At 57.8% G+C, this 14353-nt stretch carries 16 protein-coding genes and 1 pseudogene; 5 read left to right on the top strand and 12 right to left on the bottom strand.

The window, feature by feature from the left end:
- Positions 1–2 precede the first annotated feature (2 nt).
- The 5 genes from SPR02S_RS56245 to SPR02S_RS63225 form a co-directional block, all read right to left on the bottom strand.
- Complete coding sequence (locus SPR02S_RS56245) at positions 3–605, bottom strand: MT-A70 family methyltransferase (protein WP_106437007.1); 603 nt, start codon at positions 603–605, stop codon at positions 3–5.
- Between the two features lie 228 nt (positions 606–833).
- Positions 834–1019 (bottom strand): hypothetical protein, encoded by a 186-nt coding sequence (locus tag SPR02S_RS25310; protein ID WP_019059809.1) that lies wholly within the window; start codon positions 1017–1019, stop codon positions 834–836.
- Complete coding sequence (locus SPR02S_RS25305) at positions 1016–1231, bottom strand: hypothetical protein (protein WP_019059808.1); 216 nt, start codon at positions 1229–1231, stop codon at positions 1016–1018. Before SPR02S_RS25305 ends, SPR02S_RS25310 begins: the two co-directional genes overlap by 4 nt.
- Positions 1231–1377 carry a hypothetical protein gene (locus SPR02S_RS63230; RefSeq protein ID WP_019059807.1) on the bottom strand — a complete coding sequence of 49 codons (147 nt, stop codon included), beginning with the start codon at positions 1375–1377 and terminating at the stop codon, positions 1231–1233. The genes SPR02S_RS25305 and SPR02S_RS63230 overlap by 1 nt, the downstream gene beginning before the upstream one ends.
- Positions 1374–1532, bottom strand: coding sequence for a hypothetical protein (locus SPR02S_RS63225; RefSeq protein WP_019059806.1), 159 nt, complete (start codon positions 1530–1532; stop codon positions 1374–1376). The genes SPR02S_RS63230 and SPR02S_RS63225 overlap by 4 nt, the downstream gene beginning before the upstream one ends.
- A 931-nt stretch (positions 1533–2463) precedes the next feature.
- Here SPR02S_RS63225 and SPR02S_RS66175 point away from each other — a divergent pair.
- Positions 2464–2664, top strand: a pseudogene (locus SPR02S_RS66175) (hypothetical protein); the annotation flags it as partial.
- 68 nt (positions 2665–2732) lie between these two features.
- Here SPR02S_RS66175 and SPR02S_RS63215 read toward each other — a convergent pair.
- The 3 genes from SPR02S_RS63215 to SPR02S_RS25275 all read right to left on the bottom strand — a co-directional run bounded on the left by SPR02S_RS63215 (position 2733) and on the right by SPR02S_RS25275 (position 4243).
- Positions 2733–3272, bottom strand: coding sequence for a hypothetical protein (locus SPR02S_RS63215; protein ID WP_158697862.1), 540 nt, complete (start codon positions 3270–3272; stop codon positions 2733–2735).
- A 148-nt stretch (positions 3273–3420) separates the two neighbouring features.
- A complete protein-coding gene (locus tag SPR02S_RS63210; RefSeq protein ID WP_158697861.1) occupies positions 3421–3669 on the bottom strand; it encodes a hypothetical protein in 249 nt (82 codons plus the stop codon).
- Between the two features lie 157 nt (positions 3670–3826).
- Positions 3827–4243 carry an ATP-binding protein gene (locus SPR02S_RS25275; protein WP_019059802.1) on the bottom strand — a complete coding sequence of 139 codons (417 nt, stop codon included), beginning with the start codon at positions 4241–4243 and terminating at the stop codon, positions 3827–3829.
- Between the two features lie 275 nt (positions 4244–4518).
- Between SPR02S_RS25275 and SPR02S_RS25270 the strand changes: the two genes are divergently transcribed.
- Positions 4519–6039, top strand: coding sequence for a helix-turn-helix domain-containing protein (locus SPR02S_RS25270; RefSeq protein ID WP_245607613.1), 1521 nt, complete (start codon positions 4519–4521; stop codon positions 6037–6039).
- Here SPR02S_RS25270 and SPR02S_RS25265 read toward each other — a convergent pair.
- Positions 6029–6847 carry an alpha/beta hydrolase gene (locus SPR02S_RS25265; RefSeq protein WP_026150849.1) on the bottom strand — a complete coding sequence of 273 codons (819 nt, stop codon included), beginning with the start codon at positions 6845–6847 and terminating at the stop codon, positions 6029–6031. The two genes, SPR02S_RS25270 and SPR02S_RS25265, sit on opposite strands and share 11 nt — an antisense overlap.
- A 135-nt stretch (positions 6848–6982) precedes the next feature.
- Positions 6983–7285 carry a hypothetical protein gene (locus SPR02S_RS25260; protein ID WP_158697860.1) on the bottom strand — a complete coding sequence of 101 codons (303 nt, stop codon included), beginning with the start codon at positions 7283–7285 and terminating at the stop codon, positions 6983–6985.
- Between the two features lie 942 nt (positions 7286–8227).
- On the opposite strand from SPR02S_RS25260, the gene SPR02S_RS25255 reads away from it, so the two are divergent.
- From SPR02S_RS25255 to SPR02S_RS63205, 3 genes are all read left to right on the top strand, one after another.
- Entirely contained in the window at positions 8228–9451 is a 1224-nt protein-coding gene (locus SPR02S_RS25255) for an L-histidine N(alpha)-methyltransferase (RefSeq protein ID WP_158697859.1), read from the top strand.
- 188 nt (positions 9452–9639) lie between these two features.
- Positions 9640–11361 (top strand): DUF8189 domain-containing protein, encoded by a 1722-nt coding sequence (locus SPR02S_RS66545; RefSeq protein WP_506409886.1) that lies wholly within the window; start codon positions 9640–9642, stop codon positions 11359–11361.
- A 79-nt stretch (positions 11362–11440) separates the two neighbouring features.
- On the top strand, positions 11441–12286 hold the full coding sequence (locus tag SPR02S_RS63205) for a hypothetical protein (protein WP_158697858.1): 846 nt from the start codon (positions 11441–11443) through the stop codon (positions 12284–12286).
- A gap of 237 nt (positions 12287–12523) precedes the next feature.
- Here SPR02S_RS63205 and SPR02S_RS63200 read toward each other — a convergent pair whose 3' ends face one another.
- Positions 12524–13069 carry a hypothetical protein gene (locus SPR02S_RS63200; RefSeq protein WP_158697857.1) on the bottom strand — a complete coding sequence of 182 codons (546 nt, stop codon included), beginning with the start codon at positions 13067–13069 and terminating at the stop codon, positions 12524–12526.
- A gap of 21 nt (positions 13070–13090) precedes the next feature.
- Complete coding sequence (locus SPR02S_RS60430; protein ID WP_158697856.1) at positions 13091–14326, bottom strand: HEPN-associated N-terminal domain-containing protein; 1236 nt, start codon at positions 14324–14326, stop codon at positions 13091–13093.
- Positions 14327–14353 lie beyond the last annotated feature (27 nt).

The following is a 14353-nucleotide window of genomic DNA, read 5'->3' as shown; positions in this document are numbered from 1 at the left end:
GATCACCTCCTCTCGTGTTCGGGGTTTTGCTGGTGCTGCTGGTCGCTGGGCACCCAGTAGCCGGGGACGCTGATGTCGGCGTCAATCTGGTTACCCCACACGAACCAGTCACGAGTGCTCGGCGGTCGCCTGCGGGCAAACAGTTCAAGGTACGGGCCGGCGGAAATTCGCTCGATGACCGCATACTGCTCATCGGGCTTGACCGAATGCTCCTGTACCGGCGCATTGATCCACGTCGGCTGCGACTTGAAGCCCACGGGGGCTTTGCCACGTGTGCAGAACAACAGGTGCTCGGTGGAATTCCGCAGATACGACCCCAGGCCGAGACGGAACTTCACCCAAGTGAGAGGCGAGCGCACGGTGAATCCCCAGGCTTCGGCGACGTCGTACGCGTCTCGAAGTGAGGAATTTGTGCACCAAAGCCACAAATGCGCGTTGTTCTCGGCCAGTTCGGCAATCGGCATTTCCTTGATGCGCTTCAGGCTCATAAGCCGGTAGTGCCGTTCGGCACCCTTCACGCCCTGTTGCTGGTGATCCCATGGCGGATCGGCCAGGATGGTGCGAAAGCGGGTGGGTACCACCCGCGATGATGAATCGTCTGTCACGTGCTTTGTTACCCTCCTTTCTTGGACCTCCAGCTTTTATCCGCCGGAAGTAGTTATACATGTAGAACATTCCAACAAGCTTGAAAATCATTTGCTCGCTCGAATAATCGTCCGAAAATTCAAGCGAACACACAGGTTGCTCAGGTTGTTGGAACGCTCATTTCGCGCACGAGCTGGACAGTGAGAAAAGCGTTGTGTTATGTGCATCAACACCTGCCCGAACGGGTGTTACCAGCGCCGTCGTTGGCGAATTTCCAGGACGGCCCAAACCAGCGCAACCACGACGGCTCCGCCGATGATGAACGGCACGACCGGCCGTACCAGCTCGTACGCCCAACGAATGCCATAGGCGACTGCCAGGAGAAGAACGAGCGCGTGCAGCGCTCGTTTCTCCCACCCCTGTCCGGTGTTCACTGGGGGCCGTACTCCTCGTATGCCGTGGAGTTGGCGAACGGGTCGCTAGACCCGAGCTCGGCCAGCAGCCGGCCCTTGGCCCGTTCCTTGCGGGCGCGTTCCTCGTCGTAGGTGGCCGTGAACGCCGCTTGGAACGAGTCCACGAGCACCGTGATGGTCTTGGACTTCAGCAGTTCCAGCGGGACGACAACGGCCGTTTGTGCAGCGGTCACTATTCTTTCTCCTTGATCTTGCGGACGATGTGCACCATGGCACCGGCTGTCTTGCGCTCTCCTCGGGCACGCCACCACTGCCGAACCCGGCCGCCGTAGTAGGCGGCGACCAGCAAGGCCAGCGCTGCGAGGTCATGCGTCGTCATGTGCGTGCTTTACGCAGCGACTTGACTTTGTCCTCGACGGTCAGCAGCCGGACGCCGTGCCTGCGGTGCTGCTGCTGGAGGGCCAGGAGCGTGAACCACATGCGGCAGGCCATGACCAGCTCGACGAGCGCCAGGACGATGAACAGTGCGAGCAACGCAGTGCTCCTCTCGGGTAGTTGCCGCCAACTCCCCTGGTGGGAGCGGCTGATGGGCACCACGTTGCAGCAGGCTGCTGCCCGAAGTCCGTACGAGGGCCGTGCAAGTTCCAGCGCGAAAACCGTGCATGATGGCTCGAAGACCGGGGAAAATCGTTGAACATCGTCAAGATCACGAATGCTGGACATGCCAGGGGGATGAATGGGGGCAAATGTCACGCCTGAAGATCCTTGGCCTCATGAGTGGTGGCCCGAGGAGCTGTGGCCAGAGGTCACCTTTGCCGCCGGAGATCTGAAGGAGATCGCCGCTAGGGAGTTGCCCCGTATTCGGCAGCGAAGCATCTGGAGAATCGACTTCAGTTCACACAACCAGCGACCAGTTAAGACCCCGGTCTTGGACTCCATGGCTGATCTCTATGCCAACCTCAATGATCAAGAGCGAGCGGACCGCCCGGAAAAACTGAGATGCCTGCTGTGGGAAGTACTCAATCAGTACGGCGAGCAGAAGCAGAACGCACAAGGTGCGGCGTTTGTACGTGAACTCTTCTTCGATCCTGATGACCCCGAGGTTCCGATAAGCCCCAAAACGCAAGTGGAGTCTCTACAGGGAAAGCTGGGATTCGGAGATGAGCACGCAAATATTTTCGCTCACCGAAGACGTAAAGAGTTCGCGGACTTCGCGGCCTACCTTGCCGTGTTCATCGTGCGCGAGATTGAGAAAGAGAACGAACGCATCAAAGCTGAGCGTATCAAAGAGAGGGGTGAGCAAGAGCGCCTAGAAGCCGAACGTATCAAGCAGATAGCTGAGAAAGAACGTGTAGAAGCAGAGCGCACCAAAAAAGAAGCTAAGAAGCAGAAGGAACGAGTCAAGAAGGAGGCGCAGAAGGAGAGGGTACGAGCTACCGACGATGAGGACGTCGTACCTACTGTCGTGGGTCCGGGAAAGGCCAAAGGCCGACGACGCCCGACGCCAGACCAGCGAAAACGACAACTGGCACGCGAGAAGTTCTTAAGGCAACAGCAACGTCGTGACGAGAAGCGAAAAAATGAGCGGGTGCGAAATTCGGTAATTGCAGCCGTTCTTGCTACGGTGTTTGGTGGCTCTCTGTTCTTCTACTTGACTGACTCCTTGCCGCAATGGCTTAGGTAGGCATCAAAAAAGAGGCCCCGCGTTTAGCGAGGCCGTGTGGGTGTGCGGTGTTACTTTTCCTCTAGCTTGTCGCTGGATAGTGCGATTTTTGCTCCACATATTGCACCGAGGAAACTGATCTTGGCATCGCCGGGGCTTGTCCATGCACCTCCACTCCTAGCGCTAGCTTTTATCCGCTCGCTCACCGTGCGCAAGTCGACCTGACGGGCTCCTTGTTCGTCATATGAGAAGGACAACGCTGGAAGCGTTTCTGGTCCCCTGTCTGTAAGTCTCCTCGCCCACTCGTTGCCGAGTCTCTCGGTTGCGTCAACCATGACCCATGCCATTGTGGCAAGTCGCGGTGTGCGGCCGGTCTCTTCGGCGAACCGCAGAAAATCGGCTTTGCTAACTGGTACGGGCTCTGGTTCCTCCTCTGGTGTGCTCAGGCTTTCCAGATCGGCAATGGCCGTCATGCGCAAACCGAGGCCACCAAGCATCTGGGAAATGGTCTCCAGACGGTCTGGCGTCATGTCACGCAAAGCGTCACCTGTAATAAGGAGTGCTTCGGGTGCCTCGAACGGCTCTGGTGTTGCGTTATGCGGCTGTTCCATAAATCAGCTTTATATTATGAACTATCAAGATCGAAAAGTCAATACTTGCGTGTTTTCTTCTCCGGCGCTGAAAACGCGCCCGCTGTTTTTAGCAAGCGCCCTAGTATACCGATCGCCCCACAGCGAAAACATGAACCATAGAACCAGATCACGGCGCCGGGCACGCTTCGTGTACTTCAGCGCGCGCGTCGAGGCACACAGCCTCATAGAACACCAGCCGTGCGATGGGGTGTTCACTCACGTGATCCATTGACGGCACGATGAGGTGCTGCGCACCACCGTCCAGAAGCCAATCAGCGAGGCCCGCAACACGGAGCACTCGATGGCGCTCACGGTAGATCTGCCGCAAGTTGAGGTCGTGCGCCTTGGCGTAATCGGGCAACTGCTTTTCCAGCAACGCTACTTCTTCGCTCGAAGCATCGTGTATGCGTAAGTACCCGAAAGCTGGCTCTAACTCGGGAGCAGGCATGAGGGAACTCCGGTAGCTGGACGAGACTTTGAGAGGCGCGACCCTTAGCCCGAATCGGTCGCCATGGGCTTGGTTCTATGTGTTGCTAGTCCAGCGCGAGCGAGCACCAAACGACTTTGCCGCCCGTCGGTGGGAAGTAATAGCCCCACTCTTTTGAGACGCTTTCCACGATGAGCAGCCCTCGACCGCTCTCTGCGGTTGGCGCTACCGCCCCCTGTAGCAGCGGCGGCCGAACATCCGGGTCGGCTACCTCCACGATCAGGTGCGTACCGCGGTGCCGCAACGTCAACGCCAACCGAACGGGCCTGGTGGCCGGCCTAACTTTGATGACGTGCTGCACGGCGTTCGTAACCAGCTCAGAGACAATCAGGGCGGTCGTCTCGGTGTGGTCGGAGGAAACGCGCCAGGCGCTCAGCACGTCATTGGCGTGCCGTCTCGCCCAGCGCACCGCGTCTTTCTGGGCGGCGAGCTCCAGTCGGCTGACGAAGTGTTCCGGGGGCATGTCGGCACTCCCTTGCGGTTTGCTGGTGGGGGTAAGCACCGCTAGGAGCATGGGGTTTGTGGCCTCCGGGGCGTCATGGCGCCACCGCATAGCCGGGTATGTATGGCCCGCATAGACAGGGCTACCCCGGCGGCCTAGAGTCCGTAGGCTTGGCTACCAGGCATAACCGGCAAGGCCCTTACGGAGTGCGGCACATGGCACAGCGGCACGTACGACACTGCGCTTGTGGAACGCGGCTGGCTCGTGACAACCATGCAGGTCGGTGCTCGGTGTGCGTGCGCAAGGAGCGAACCCTGGCGGTCGCCTATCCGCCCGCCGTGCCCTCGACGTTCTGGCAACACACCACCATGGCCGAAGCGTTCGCCAGTTGGCACATGGGGCAGGTGTTCTACGCCTACCGCACGCACCCGTGGCACGAACGAGCGCTCTCCCAAGAGGCCATGGCCACGTGGCTCGACCTGAACCAGGCTCAGCTAAGCCGGATCGAGAGCGGCAAGCCGCCGCAGGATCTCGGCAAGCTCATGAGATGGGCGCATAGCCTCCGAATTCCGGCAGACTTACTGTGGTTCAAGTTGCCCGCCCGCAAGGACACAGCCTCTACCGAGGCGACCCCTGTAGCGAAACGGCCCGAGGAAGCGCCGGAGACGACGCAGGCCGGTGGGCTGTTGCCGGTCGTTATCAACGGCCGCGCCGTACTCGTTCCCGTAGACGCTGAGACGATCGCAGCGAGCGGGTTGGGCAGCTTGGTTGGTTCCTCGGCGGACGTGTCCGCCACCCAAGCCGCAGAGCGAGATCCGATGAGTCCACTGAATCGCCGCGACCTCCTCAAAGGTGGGATCGCTGCGGTAGCACTGCCCGGTCTGGGGCTGGACGAGCTTCAGCACGTCGCGCACGCCCTTGACGATGCGCACCGCTACCTCGACGGCCCGGTCGTTGACTACTTCCGCCGCGTACTTGAAAAGGCCAAGCGCGACGACGGTGCGCTTGGCCCCAAGAAGACGTTGCCGGTCATGCTCGGTTTGCTCGGCGCGATCGAGAGCCAAGCGCGGGACGTGAAGCCGAGTGTTCGCCGTGAACTCCTCGCCCTGGGGGCGGACGGTGCCGAGTTCGCCGGTTGGTTGTACCGGGATATCCAGCAGCCGCAAGCGGCCGTGTTCTGGTACGACCGCGCGATGGAGTGGGCGCAGGAAGCCGACAACGCAGCCATGCAGGGGTACGTGCTGCTGAAGAAATCGCAGATGGCGTACGACGACCGGGATGCGCTTCGGATGCTGACGCTCGCCCAGGCCGCCGGACACGATCGGTGGCAGCTGCCGGCGCGGGTACGAGCAGAGGTGACGCAGCAAGAAGCCTTGGGACGAGCCATGCTCGGCGATCCGCTCGACATCGTTCGCGGCCAGTTGGCCGACGCCGAGACGTTGCTGACCAACGCTCCCGAGGACAAGCCCGATGCCCTCGGGGCGTACTTCAACCGGCACACCCGACTGCTTCGGGACGCCATTACCTATACCGAAGCTGGCAAGCCGAGTCTCTCGGCTGATCTGTTCAGTGACGTGATGAGCACCGGGACGCTGTCCCACCGTGATACGGGGTTCTTCAACGCACGGCGGGCCGCCGCCCTGGCGCTCAGTGGCGAACCGGACGAAGCGGCGAAGATTGGCACGGCGTCAGCAGTAGTGGCGCACGAGGTGAAGTCCGAGCGCACGGTGCGCGTCCTTGGTGAAGTCCTTCAGACCCTTGACCGCTGGCGTAGCCGGCCCGCCGTCCGAGAATTCCGCGAGTCTCTTACGGCGTAGCGGTGAGCCAGTCCGTCACAGTGCGGATGACGAAGGCCTGATACTCCTGGCTCTGGGGATTGAGGTACTGCGGGTCATCGTGGACGGCAAAGCCGTGCTGTGAGCCGTCCACGGGAACAAGCTGCACCGGTGCCGTGAAGCGTGGCACGGCGTCTCGGGACGACTCGAACGGCACCAGGGTGTCAGCCGTGCCGTGCACGATGAGGGTCGGAGCCTGTACCTCCCCGAGTGCTTCGTGCGGCTTGAGCCAGAACACCTCATTGAGCATCGGGCGTCCGTGGCGAAGGGTCGGCGTGAACTGGAGCGCGCCGCGCTCGGTGAGTTCGGCCGCCGCCTCTTCGCTGATGACGTCGTCCGTCCAATATTCCCGGCTGTCGATAGTCCGCCGCTTGTAGTTGAGTTGGGGGTTGAACAGCACGAGCCGCGAAACGTCTTCAGGATGCTTCGCGGCGTAGTAGGCGCAGATACCACCGCCGAAGCTGGCACCGAGCAAAGTGACTTCTTCGGCTCCGGTGGCCTTACGGACGTGCGCGAGCATGACGCGAATGTCGTTAAGGATCGTGGAGAGCGTTAGCTCCTCCTGCCGTCCTTCACTCTCGCCATGTCCACGCAAGTCGAAGCGCAGCGAGGCAATACCCGCCTGAGCAAGGCCAGTTGCGAGCCGACCGAAGAAGCCCCCCTCTTCGCGGGTGACGCCTCCGCCGTGCACGAGCAGCACGGCTTGCGTGCTGGGTTCCTGGGGACGAACGAGGGTGCCCGCCAGATGCAGGCCGTCAAGGGTGCGAACGCTCACGCTGTCAGTCGCCATGTCGGCAAGGGTAGTGATCTGAGAGGGCAGTCAACAGGTGGCGACCACATGGCGAACCAGTACCGGACGACCCCTCTGTCCGGGGAGACGGAAGGTGCTGTCAAAGCGATTCAAAGGGGTGCCGTTTGGTGCTGGCTACTGGTAGCGGACGAGCACAGCGCCAGCGGACATCGCGTCTGCAAGTTTGGCTATGGCGGAGTCGTCTAGTTCGGAAATGACGTAGATGGTTTGGAACTGTGTAACGCCTCCAAGGGCCGAAACTTCTTCAGGCAGTGCGAAATAGACGTCTGTGTCTGTCAGAGGTTGCGAGAGCGTCCGCATGGTGGTGCGTTCCATGCCATAGCACTGCTTGGCAAACACGGAAATGCGGAGCCGCAGGAGAGTACTGGCTTGCTCTTGCTTCGTGCGCCAGATGAGACGCCACCACTTCTTCATCACTGCGGAGAGGTAGTCTTTCGGCTGGTCCGTAATGACTAACGCGGGCCCCTCTGCGCAGCGCGCGTACAAGTGCCGAGCTATGTGCTGCGATGGTGAACGGCGTTGCGGTATTGTAGTGCAGTGCTCCACAAATACGCCTTGCTCCACAATTAAAGGCGTGAGTTCCGGCGATCCTATCGTGCCATTCTGATGCTGGCTAACGAGAAAGTTCGTCCAGCCTTCGACTAGCTCAAGGGGGTCGTCAAGGTGACTGCTACATATGAAGTTTCGGCGACCATCAAGGCCGGATCGACCCGTGGTCATAGAGCGAAGACGCTTCTTTTCACTGCATATTGCACAAGTGTTAGGGGTATTGAGGGTCAGAGTGTCAGGGCATAGAACTATGCTCATCACCTAGTCCCATGTACGTCGGTTGTCTTTATGCGACGCACGGTCACGACGTACGGAGCGCTGCCGAAATTGTGGAACTGGTAGAGCAGTAGGTAGCGGTTATTCCCTAGCGGCGGCGCCTCACGGGCGATACCTAGGAACTCATCCAATAGCGGCTCGGCAGTCACCTCGTACTCTGGCAACGCCTCACCGGTGAACACCCCCAGGCCCACGGACTTAGTAGCGCCAGGGCTGAGTGTAAACGTGCGCTTAGGAATCATCCTCTGTTTAGCGGCCGAGGAGTCAGCCGAGTTATCTGATGTCATACGGTGGCATCCTTTTCATCTCGCGGGCACGGGCCCGCGAATTACTTATTGAAGAAGATATGCCATGGCGAAAGCTAAGAGAATTTCCGACGTTTCCGATAGGCCAAGAAAGCCTTGAAGAAATTGGAAATAAGTGTTACGGTAAGTAACTGAAAGATACGTTTCAAATCGTGAACAGCTGTCCATATACATGTTATATGTTTTCATTAAAACATGTCAACTAAAACTTAATAGAGGAAACAATCGCGTGGCCGCTCATTATTTCACCAAACAAGAAATCACCGACACATATGGTGTGTCTGTTCCGACCGTCACGAACTGGATTCGCTCAACCAAAAATGGAAAGCTAGACTTGGAGCTTTTCGAGCAAGGCAGCAAGACATATGTTATACGTTCCGCGAAAAACGTTGAGATAATTAAGCGCCTGGTGGATGAGGGTAAAAAATATCGCCCTCGGCACTCATTCAAAGAAATTACGCCTCGCGATGAGTTTTACAACACCTACACCGAGGGTCAAGTGTATGACATCGTGGTCAACTTGGAAAAATACCGCGAAGTCGACTGCGAACTAAACTATTTTGATGGTGGCGCTGAAAACTGGGACAAGTACGTGCAGCGCTTAGCAACCGAGGACTCCTCGAACATCACCGAGACAGTGAAGCTTCTCGGTATGAGCACGCAATTCCTTGATGAACTGGCTGGCGAATACGACAAGGTTAATATTATTGACATAGGCGTAGGCAACGCCATGCCTGTACGTGGACTTATCGAGCACTACTTGGAATCTAAAAAGCTCGGGCGCTACGTAGGGCTTGATATTAGTCGCGAGATGCTCGACATCGCCGGGCGAAACATTAAGCAGTGGTTTGGCGGAACCGTGCAATACGACGCTTATGAACTTGACATCAAGCGCGAGCGTTTTGGTCACCTCCTAGCCGAGGACTACCTCAAAGATGAGCGCGTTGCCAATATTGTTCTTTTCTTAGGCGGCACATCGAACAACTTCCGTGATCCCGACGAAGCTTTTCGCACCATCTCTGAAAGTTTGAGGAAGGACGATATTTTCATCTACACCAGTAAGCTCGACACTGACAACACGCGAAGTTCAATCGACTTCAGCGCCGGCGACGCAAGCAACACGCTCATGGACCCGATTGTTCGTTTCGTATTTGATCTACTGAACATTGACGAGAAGCTATACGAGGTCGACAAGGGCTATGACGAAGAACTGAGACAGCGGTACTTGCGTATCCGGCTCACGTCAGCCGTGACAATGACGTTCGAGTTTGGTCGCGGCAAGCAAGTGTTGGAGTTCAACAAGGGTGACCGCATTCTTTTCTGGCGCGCATGGCACATGACGCCAAAGGATGTGTATGAGCGCCTAGAGCGCAACGGTTTCTATATGCTCAACGCCAACCAAAATCCCGATCGGCAATACGTGCTGACCGTCTCGCAGATTAAGCAGGACTAGACATCAGCATTTCGCTGTAGTTTTGTCTACAAAAGCTTGCAATTCGGACGAGCTTATCCCATAATCCGCGCCCAGTAAGAACTGGCGTGAACACTTTGCGCACAGTAGCGCTGAACACCTCGGCCATATGCCGAGGCTCTAGTTCGCGTGCATCTTACGCACCTACAAAAACCCTGAAGGGGACCGTCATGGCCATGGGACCATGGAAAGGGCGCAAATCGCATCCGCGGCTCGCCGCAATCCTCGTCATACTGGCGCTGCTCTTCGGAGCGACCGCAGTCACAGTGGGAACGGCTACGCCGGCAGCAGCGGACACTACGCCCGAAGCTGTCATCGGAATGCCGTTTACCGGCAAGTGGGCTTGGAACGTGGGTATCAGTCCGCCATATACGGACGAAAACTCCAGTCACCCGTCCGTGCATCACACGCCTGGAGGCGGCGACTGGGCAACCGACATCTATGCTTCCGAGGGCACTGCCGTTCGGCTTATGGTGCCCTACGCTACAGCCGCGCTTAGCTTCAGCTGGGGAACCAGTTCGACAAGTTGCGGCACCAGCACCCGCCTGAATGTATTTGTCGGCGGCACCAATGTGGGCTGGCTGTACTTCGCCCACCTGCAAGGTGCCGTAACGAGCGGGGCCCTAACCAACGGCATGACGTTGGGGACGGTGCACAACTGGGGCGGCTGCAACCCGGGCACACATGTGCACGTCGAGTTCCACAACACGACGAACCACTCGTGCTATGTGGACCTCGGAAACCCCGGCTCCACCAATGTCCCGTTGGGCGATGCCTTTGGTGTACTCGGCTCCAGCAACGCTGGAACACGGGAAGCCTGCGACAGCGTGCCTAGCGGTACCACAACCCCCACCGACCCCTCGCAGCTCGGTGTCAGCGTTGCCTTCAATCCCACGAACGGCCAACCAATGGTCGCAGCGCAGGGACCGAACAACTCGCTGTACGTCTACTGGCAGACCAGTAGCGGGTCGTGGGCTGGGCCGTTGGGAATCGGTGGGGCGGGAAGCACCTACTCGGCGCCCTCGGTCGCCTTCAACCCAGTGACCGGGTCCCCGGTCATTGCGGCGCGTGGGCCAGGCAGCCGACTGTGGATCTATTGGCAAAATGCCAACGGGTCATGGTCGGGGCCACTCGGTGTTGGTGCAGCCGGTAGTACATATACTGCCCCAGCACTGGCGTTCAGTCCGAGCGGAAATCCCACAATCGCCGTACAGGGTCCCAGTAACACCTTGTGGACGTACTGGACGAGTGGCAGTTCGTGGGTCGGACCGTTGGGCGTTGGCGCCTCGGGGAGCACGTTTTCGGCGCCCTCGATTGCGTTCAACCCAGTCAGCGGTTTGCCGACGGTGGCCGTGCAAGGTCCGAGCAACACGCTCCGGATCTACTGGCAGCTTGGCGGCGGAGCCTGGACAGGGCCTTTGGGCGTTGGGGTGGTTGGGAGTACCTTCACTACACCTTCGCTGGCGTTCAATGCCAGCGGCCAAGTCACCATTGCGGCCCAAGGCCCCAGCAATTCGCTGTACGTCTACTGGCAAACCAGTAGCGGGTCGTGGGCTGGTCCACTTGGTGTTGGCGCGTCTAGCAGTACCTACTCCGCGCCGTCGATTGCGTTCAATACCGGCGCAGCAGCTCGCCCTACAATCGCAGCCCAGGGTCCGAGCAACACGCTCCGGATCTACTGGCAGCAAACCAGTGGTGTCTGGACGGGCCCGCTTGGCATCGCTGGCTCGGGGAGTACGTACTCCATGCCCTCGATCGCCTTCAGCTCTACCAGTAGCAGCCCAACCATTGTCACCGAGGGCCCCAGCCATTCGCTGTGGGCCTATTGGTCGAGCAGCGGTTCGTGGTACGGCCCATTGGGGATCGGCGGCGTGGGCAGCACGTATCACTGATCTGACTGGACACTCACATGAGGCGCCAGCAGAACACCACGTGCCGGGAAGATTTTGTAGGTGCAATTAAGATCGAGCCGTGCCATTGGTACGTACGCTTGATCTGCGCGGGAATGAGAATATGAAGTGTTCCGGGCAAACCAGCCTGTCGAACTCCTCTTCTCATTCCCGCGTTAGCAACACTCAGTATTATTTACCGGTAGCTTCTGCTATCCTAAATGTAAAATGTAAACAAGGCTTCACCAATATGAAGAACAAACAACTCAACACCAAAGGCTTTGGACTCGTTGGCATTCTGGCCGTCGTTGTAGTTGTGGCACTCATTGGCTTTAGCGGCTGGTATGTGTGGCACAAGAATCACGACACCAAGAAGAGTACTAGCACGGCAAGCAGCTCAACGCCTAAGTCTAACGCAAAGACGTCAAATGATAAAGAATCCACTGTGACCGAAGAAACGGCGGACTGGGTAACAGTGACGACCCAGGGTGGGGCGTTTAGCATGAAAGTGCCGGATGGCTGGAAAATGACACGGTACCCAAATGATTTCCTTGGCAGCATGAGCGTTTCTTATCAGGCTGGAGTTCCTGCCACGGTTAACACATTGGCCACCGAATACGCAGGCGATAGCCTTCGCTTCCGTGCGAGCGTTTCAGAAGTCATCGATACAGGACTAGGCCCGCAGTGGTCCTCCCCTCAAACTGGACTTACGGAGACAACGGAAGACTTTTCGATCGGCAGTCTGCACGGTAAGCGCTACAAAGGTGTGTTTAGTGTTGATCTGCACCAGACGGTCTATGAATACGTCTTTGGCTTGGGGAACGGCAAGAAGCTTGACATTGTCTATACCGTTTACCAGGACGAAGGTGAAACAGACGGTGTGACTACGGTAGAGAAAGCGATCAAGTCGCTCACTTACAACAATTAGTCGATTAGCAGTCGCATGCAGAACTATGACGACCTCACGGGGTCGTCTTTTCCTTTACCGCTCGACTGTAGCCCAGCGTCCTGCGGTGTACTGAGCCCGCGCACAAGCTCAGCAGGGTCAACCTGTAAGGCAGTTGACAACCCTCAGGATGACACGTTGCGCTGTCCGCGCTCCGCGTGGCTTATGGCCATAGAACAGCCGGATGGTGGGACATCAGTGATTCTGACTTCTCTGTCTCTACGGAGCGATGCCTAGATCGCGTCGCATGATGGTTCGCATCGCGGCCAACAGTTCCCACGTCCCCACACGCAACTCAGCTGCCATCTCAATGGTTTCGCCTGGCTCAGGCTCTCCGAGATCGAGTCGGCGCAAGATTCCGTACAAAATACTGAGGTGACTATTTACCTTACCGGCCGCAATCAACACATCGTCTGGTACGAGCATCTGAGCTTCCGCGTCACGAGCTCTGTGACCTCGCCTCATCTCGTCTACGTCGATGCGTATCTCATCGGTCACGGCACCGGAGCGAATGGCAATAAGGTAGTTAGTCAATGCCGTCTGATATAAACGGGCGGCGATGTTCAGCGCGACATAGCAGGAACGTCGAGCTTCAACGATTGCCTGCTTGGTTTGGTGGCCACGCTCTTCTCGCCGTTGCTGATCGGCCCGCTCAAGTTCTCGTAACGTGTTGCTGCTGGCGCTCCGTTGGGTAAGAAGCGCAGAAGCGAGTGTGCCTATGATTCCTACGAGGGCAATGACCAGTGCGCTAGTGGATGAGCTCATATTCCCCCGATACTCAAGCGGTTAGGCGAACGGGTTGTCGTTGCCTGGCGGCAACGGTTCGTATTCTCGCTTGATCTTGAACGTACTCAATGATGCAGCGTCAATTTTCAGATGAAGCTTGTCACCTGCGAAGCGCTCGATTTCGTCGTCCTGATTGATGCATCGCTTGTTGGGTACGTCGAACACGACGCAGGTCTTTCCTGTCACGGCAGAGGTATACATCAGGCCGTCAATAGTGCCGCCACCCGACGGCTCGTGCATCTTAAGTAGGTACTCCATCAAGATCTGAGTCGGTACATATTCGATCTGCTCGAAAGTTGGCCGCACTTCCCTGGTTAGATCTTTCGTGAAGTCCTTAAGGAACAGGATGCCGTACCTTTCAGTAAGCCGTTCGACAGCGAATTCCGAGGGGGGCTCGGGAAGCCTGCTTCCTGTCAGATCGACTACCTTAAAGCGCTGCGTTCCATGGAACGCAGCGACACTGACGTGTGTGTCGGAGGTTCTTACGAGGCTTTCCCTCACGGCTGTGTCAGCGTCTTCGGCACCGTAGAACATAGGGATGCCGGCAGGACTCATACGGTTCGCTTGTCTCGCGTGCTCCCGACCTGCTGTTCCTAGGTCCTTTGCCCCCCAGGAAACTTCGGTCTCTGTACGGGTACGGGCTCGCCAGAAAGCGTCAGTCACCTCGATGATGCGGTAAAGGCCGTGATCGTCGATGTGCTCGCTCAGTGATTTCATGATTCTGGCCGGGTGAACGCCGTCTGCATCGTATTCCTGGTCTTGCCAGTCCTTGCGCTGCCAGAACACGTAACGAGACTCGTACATGACGGCTTCACGGAATCGTTCCCAGCCAGCAGAGAGCGCTTCGGTTGGTGAGGTATACCAGCCATGCAAGTCGGTCCAAAGTTTATCATTAGTGATCGCATCGGCCACTGCCTCCTGAAGCAGTGGCTCGCGGAAGACATGACAGTATTCACCGACCATTTCTTCAGTGTCTAGGGTGGTGCCGATATAAACACCGTCCTCACTGTCGTACGGAAGTGTCCCGTCTGCATCTCCGTATCGGGCAAATATTCCTTGAGTGAAGGCGTCAACGAAAATGTCCAGCTCGGCAGCCGGACTTTCGCCACAGTAACTACACTCCTTACCCTCGTCGGCTGCGTCCCTGACTATTGCTGCGAGGAAGGGTTCGTTGACGCACTGCTCGCAGACCCATGCGTTGTCCGTTGGGGCCCAGCCTTGTTCTTCGATTTCCATAGCATGACGTTTTGCAAGTCCCATGCT

The organism is Streptomyces prunicolor NBRC 13075 (assembly GCF_000367365.1).
Classification (GTDB): Bacteria; Actinomycetota; Actinomycetes; order Streptomycetales; family Streptomycetaceae; genus Streptomyces; species Streptomyces prunicolor.
This window is presented reverse-complemented; position numbering and strand designations above follow the sequence as displayed.

Coding starts and splice junctions, on each gene's coding strand:
- SPR02S_RS63230 (WP_019059807.1), bottom strand. CDS start 1,377: ATGACGACGCATGACCTCGCAGCGCTGGCCTTGCTGGTCGCCGCCTAC.
- SPR02S_RS63215 (WP_158697862.1), bottom strand. CDS start 3,272: ATGGAACAGCCGCATAACGCAACACCAGAGCCGTTCGAGGCACCCGAA.
- SPR02S_RS25275 (WP_019059802.1), bottom strand. CDS start 4,243: ATGCCCCCGGAACACTTCGTCAGCCGACTGGAGCTCGCCGCCCAGAAA.
- SPR02S_RS25265 (WP_026150849.1), bottom strand. CDS start 6,847: ATGGCGACTGACAGCGTGAGCGTTCGCACCCTTGACGGCCTGCATCTG.
- SPR02S_RS66545 (WP_506409886.1), top strand. CDS start 9,640: ATGGCCATGGGACCATGGAAAGGGCGCAAATCGCATCCGCGGCTCGCC.
- SPR02S_RS63200 (WP_158697857.1), bottom strand. CDS start 13,069: ATGAGCTCATCCACTAGCGCACTGGTCATTGCCCTCGTAGGAATCATA.
- SPR02S_RS60430 (WP_158697856.1), bottom strand. CDS start 14,326: ATGGAAATCGAAGAACAAGGCTGGGCCCCAACGGACAACGCATGGGTC.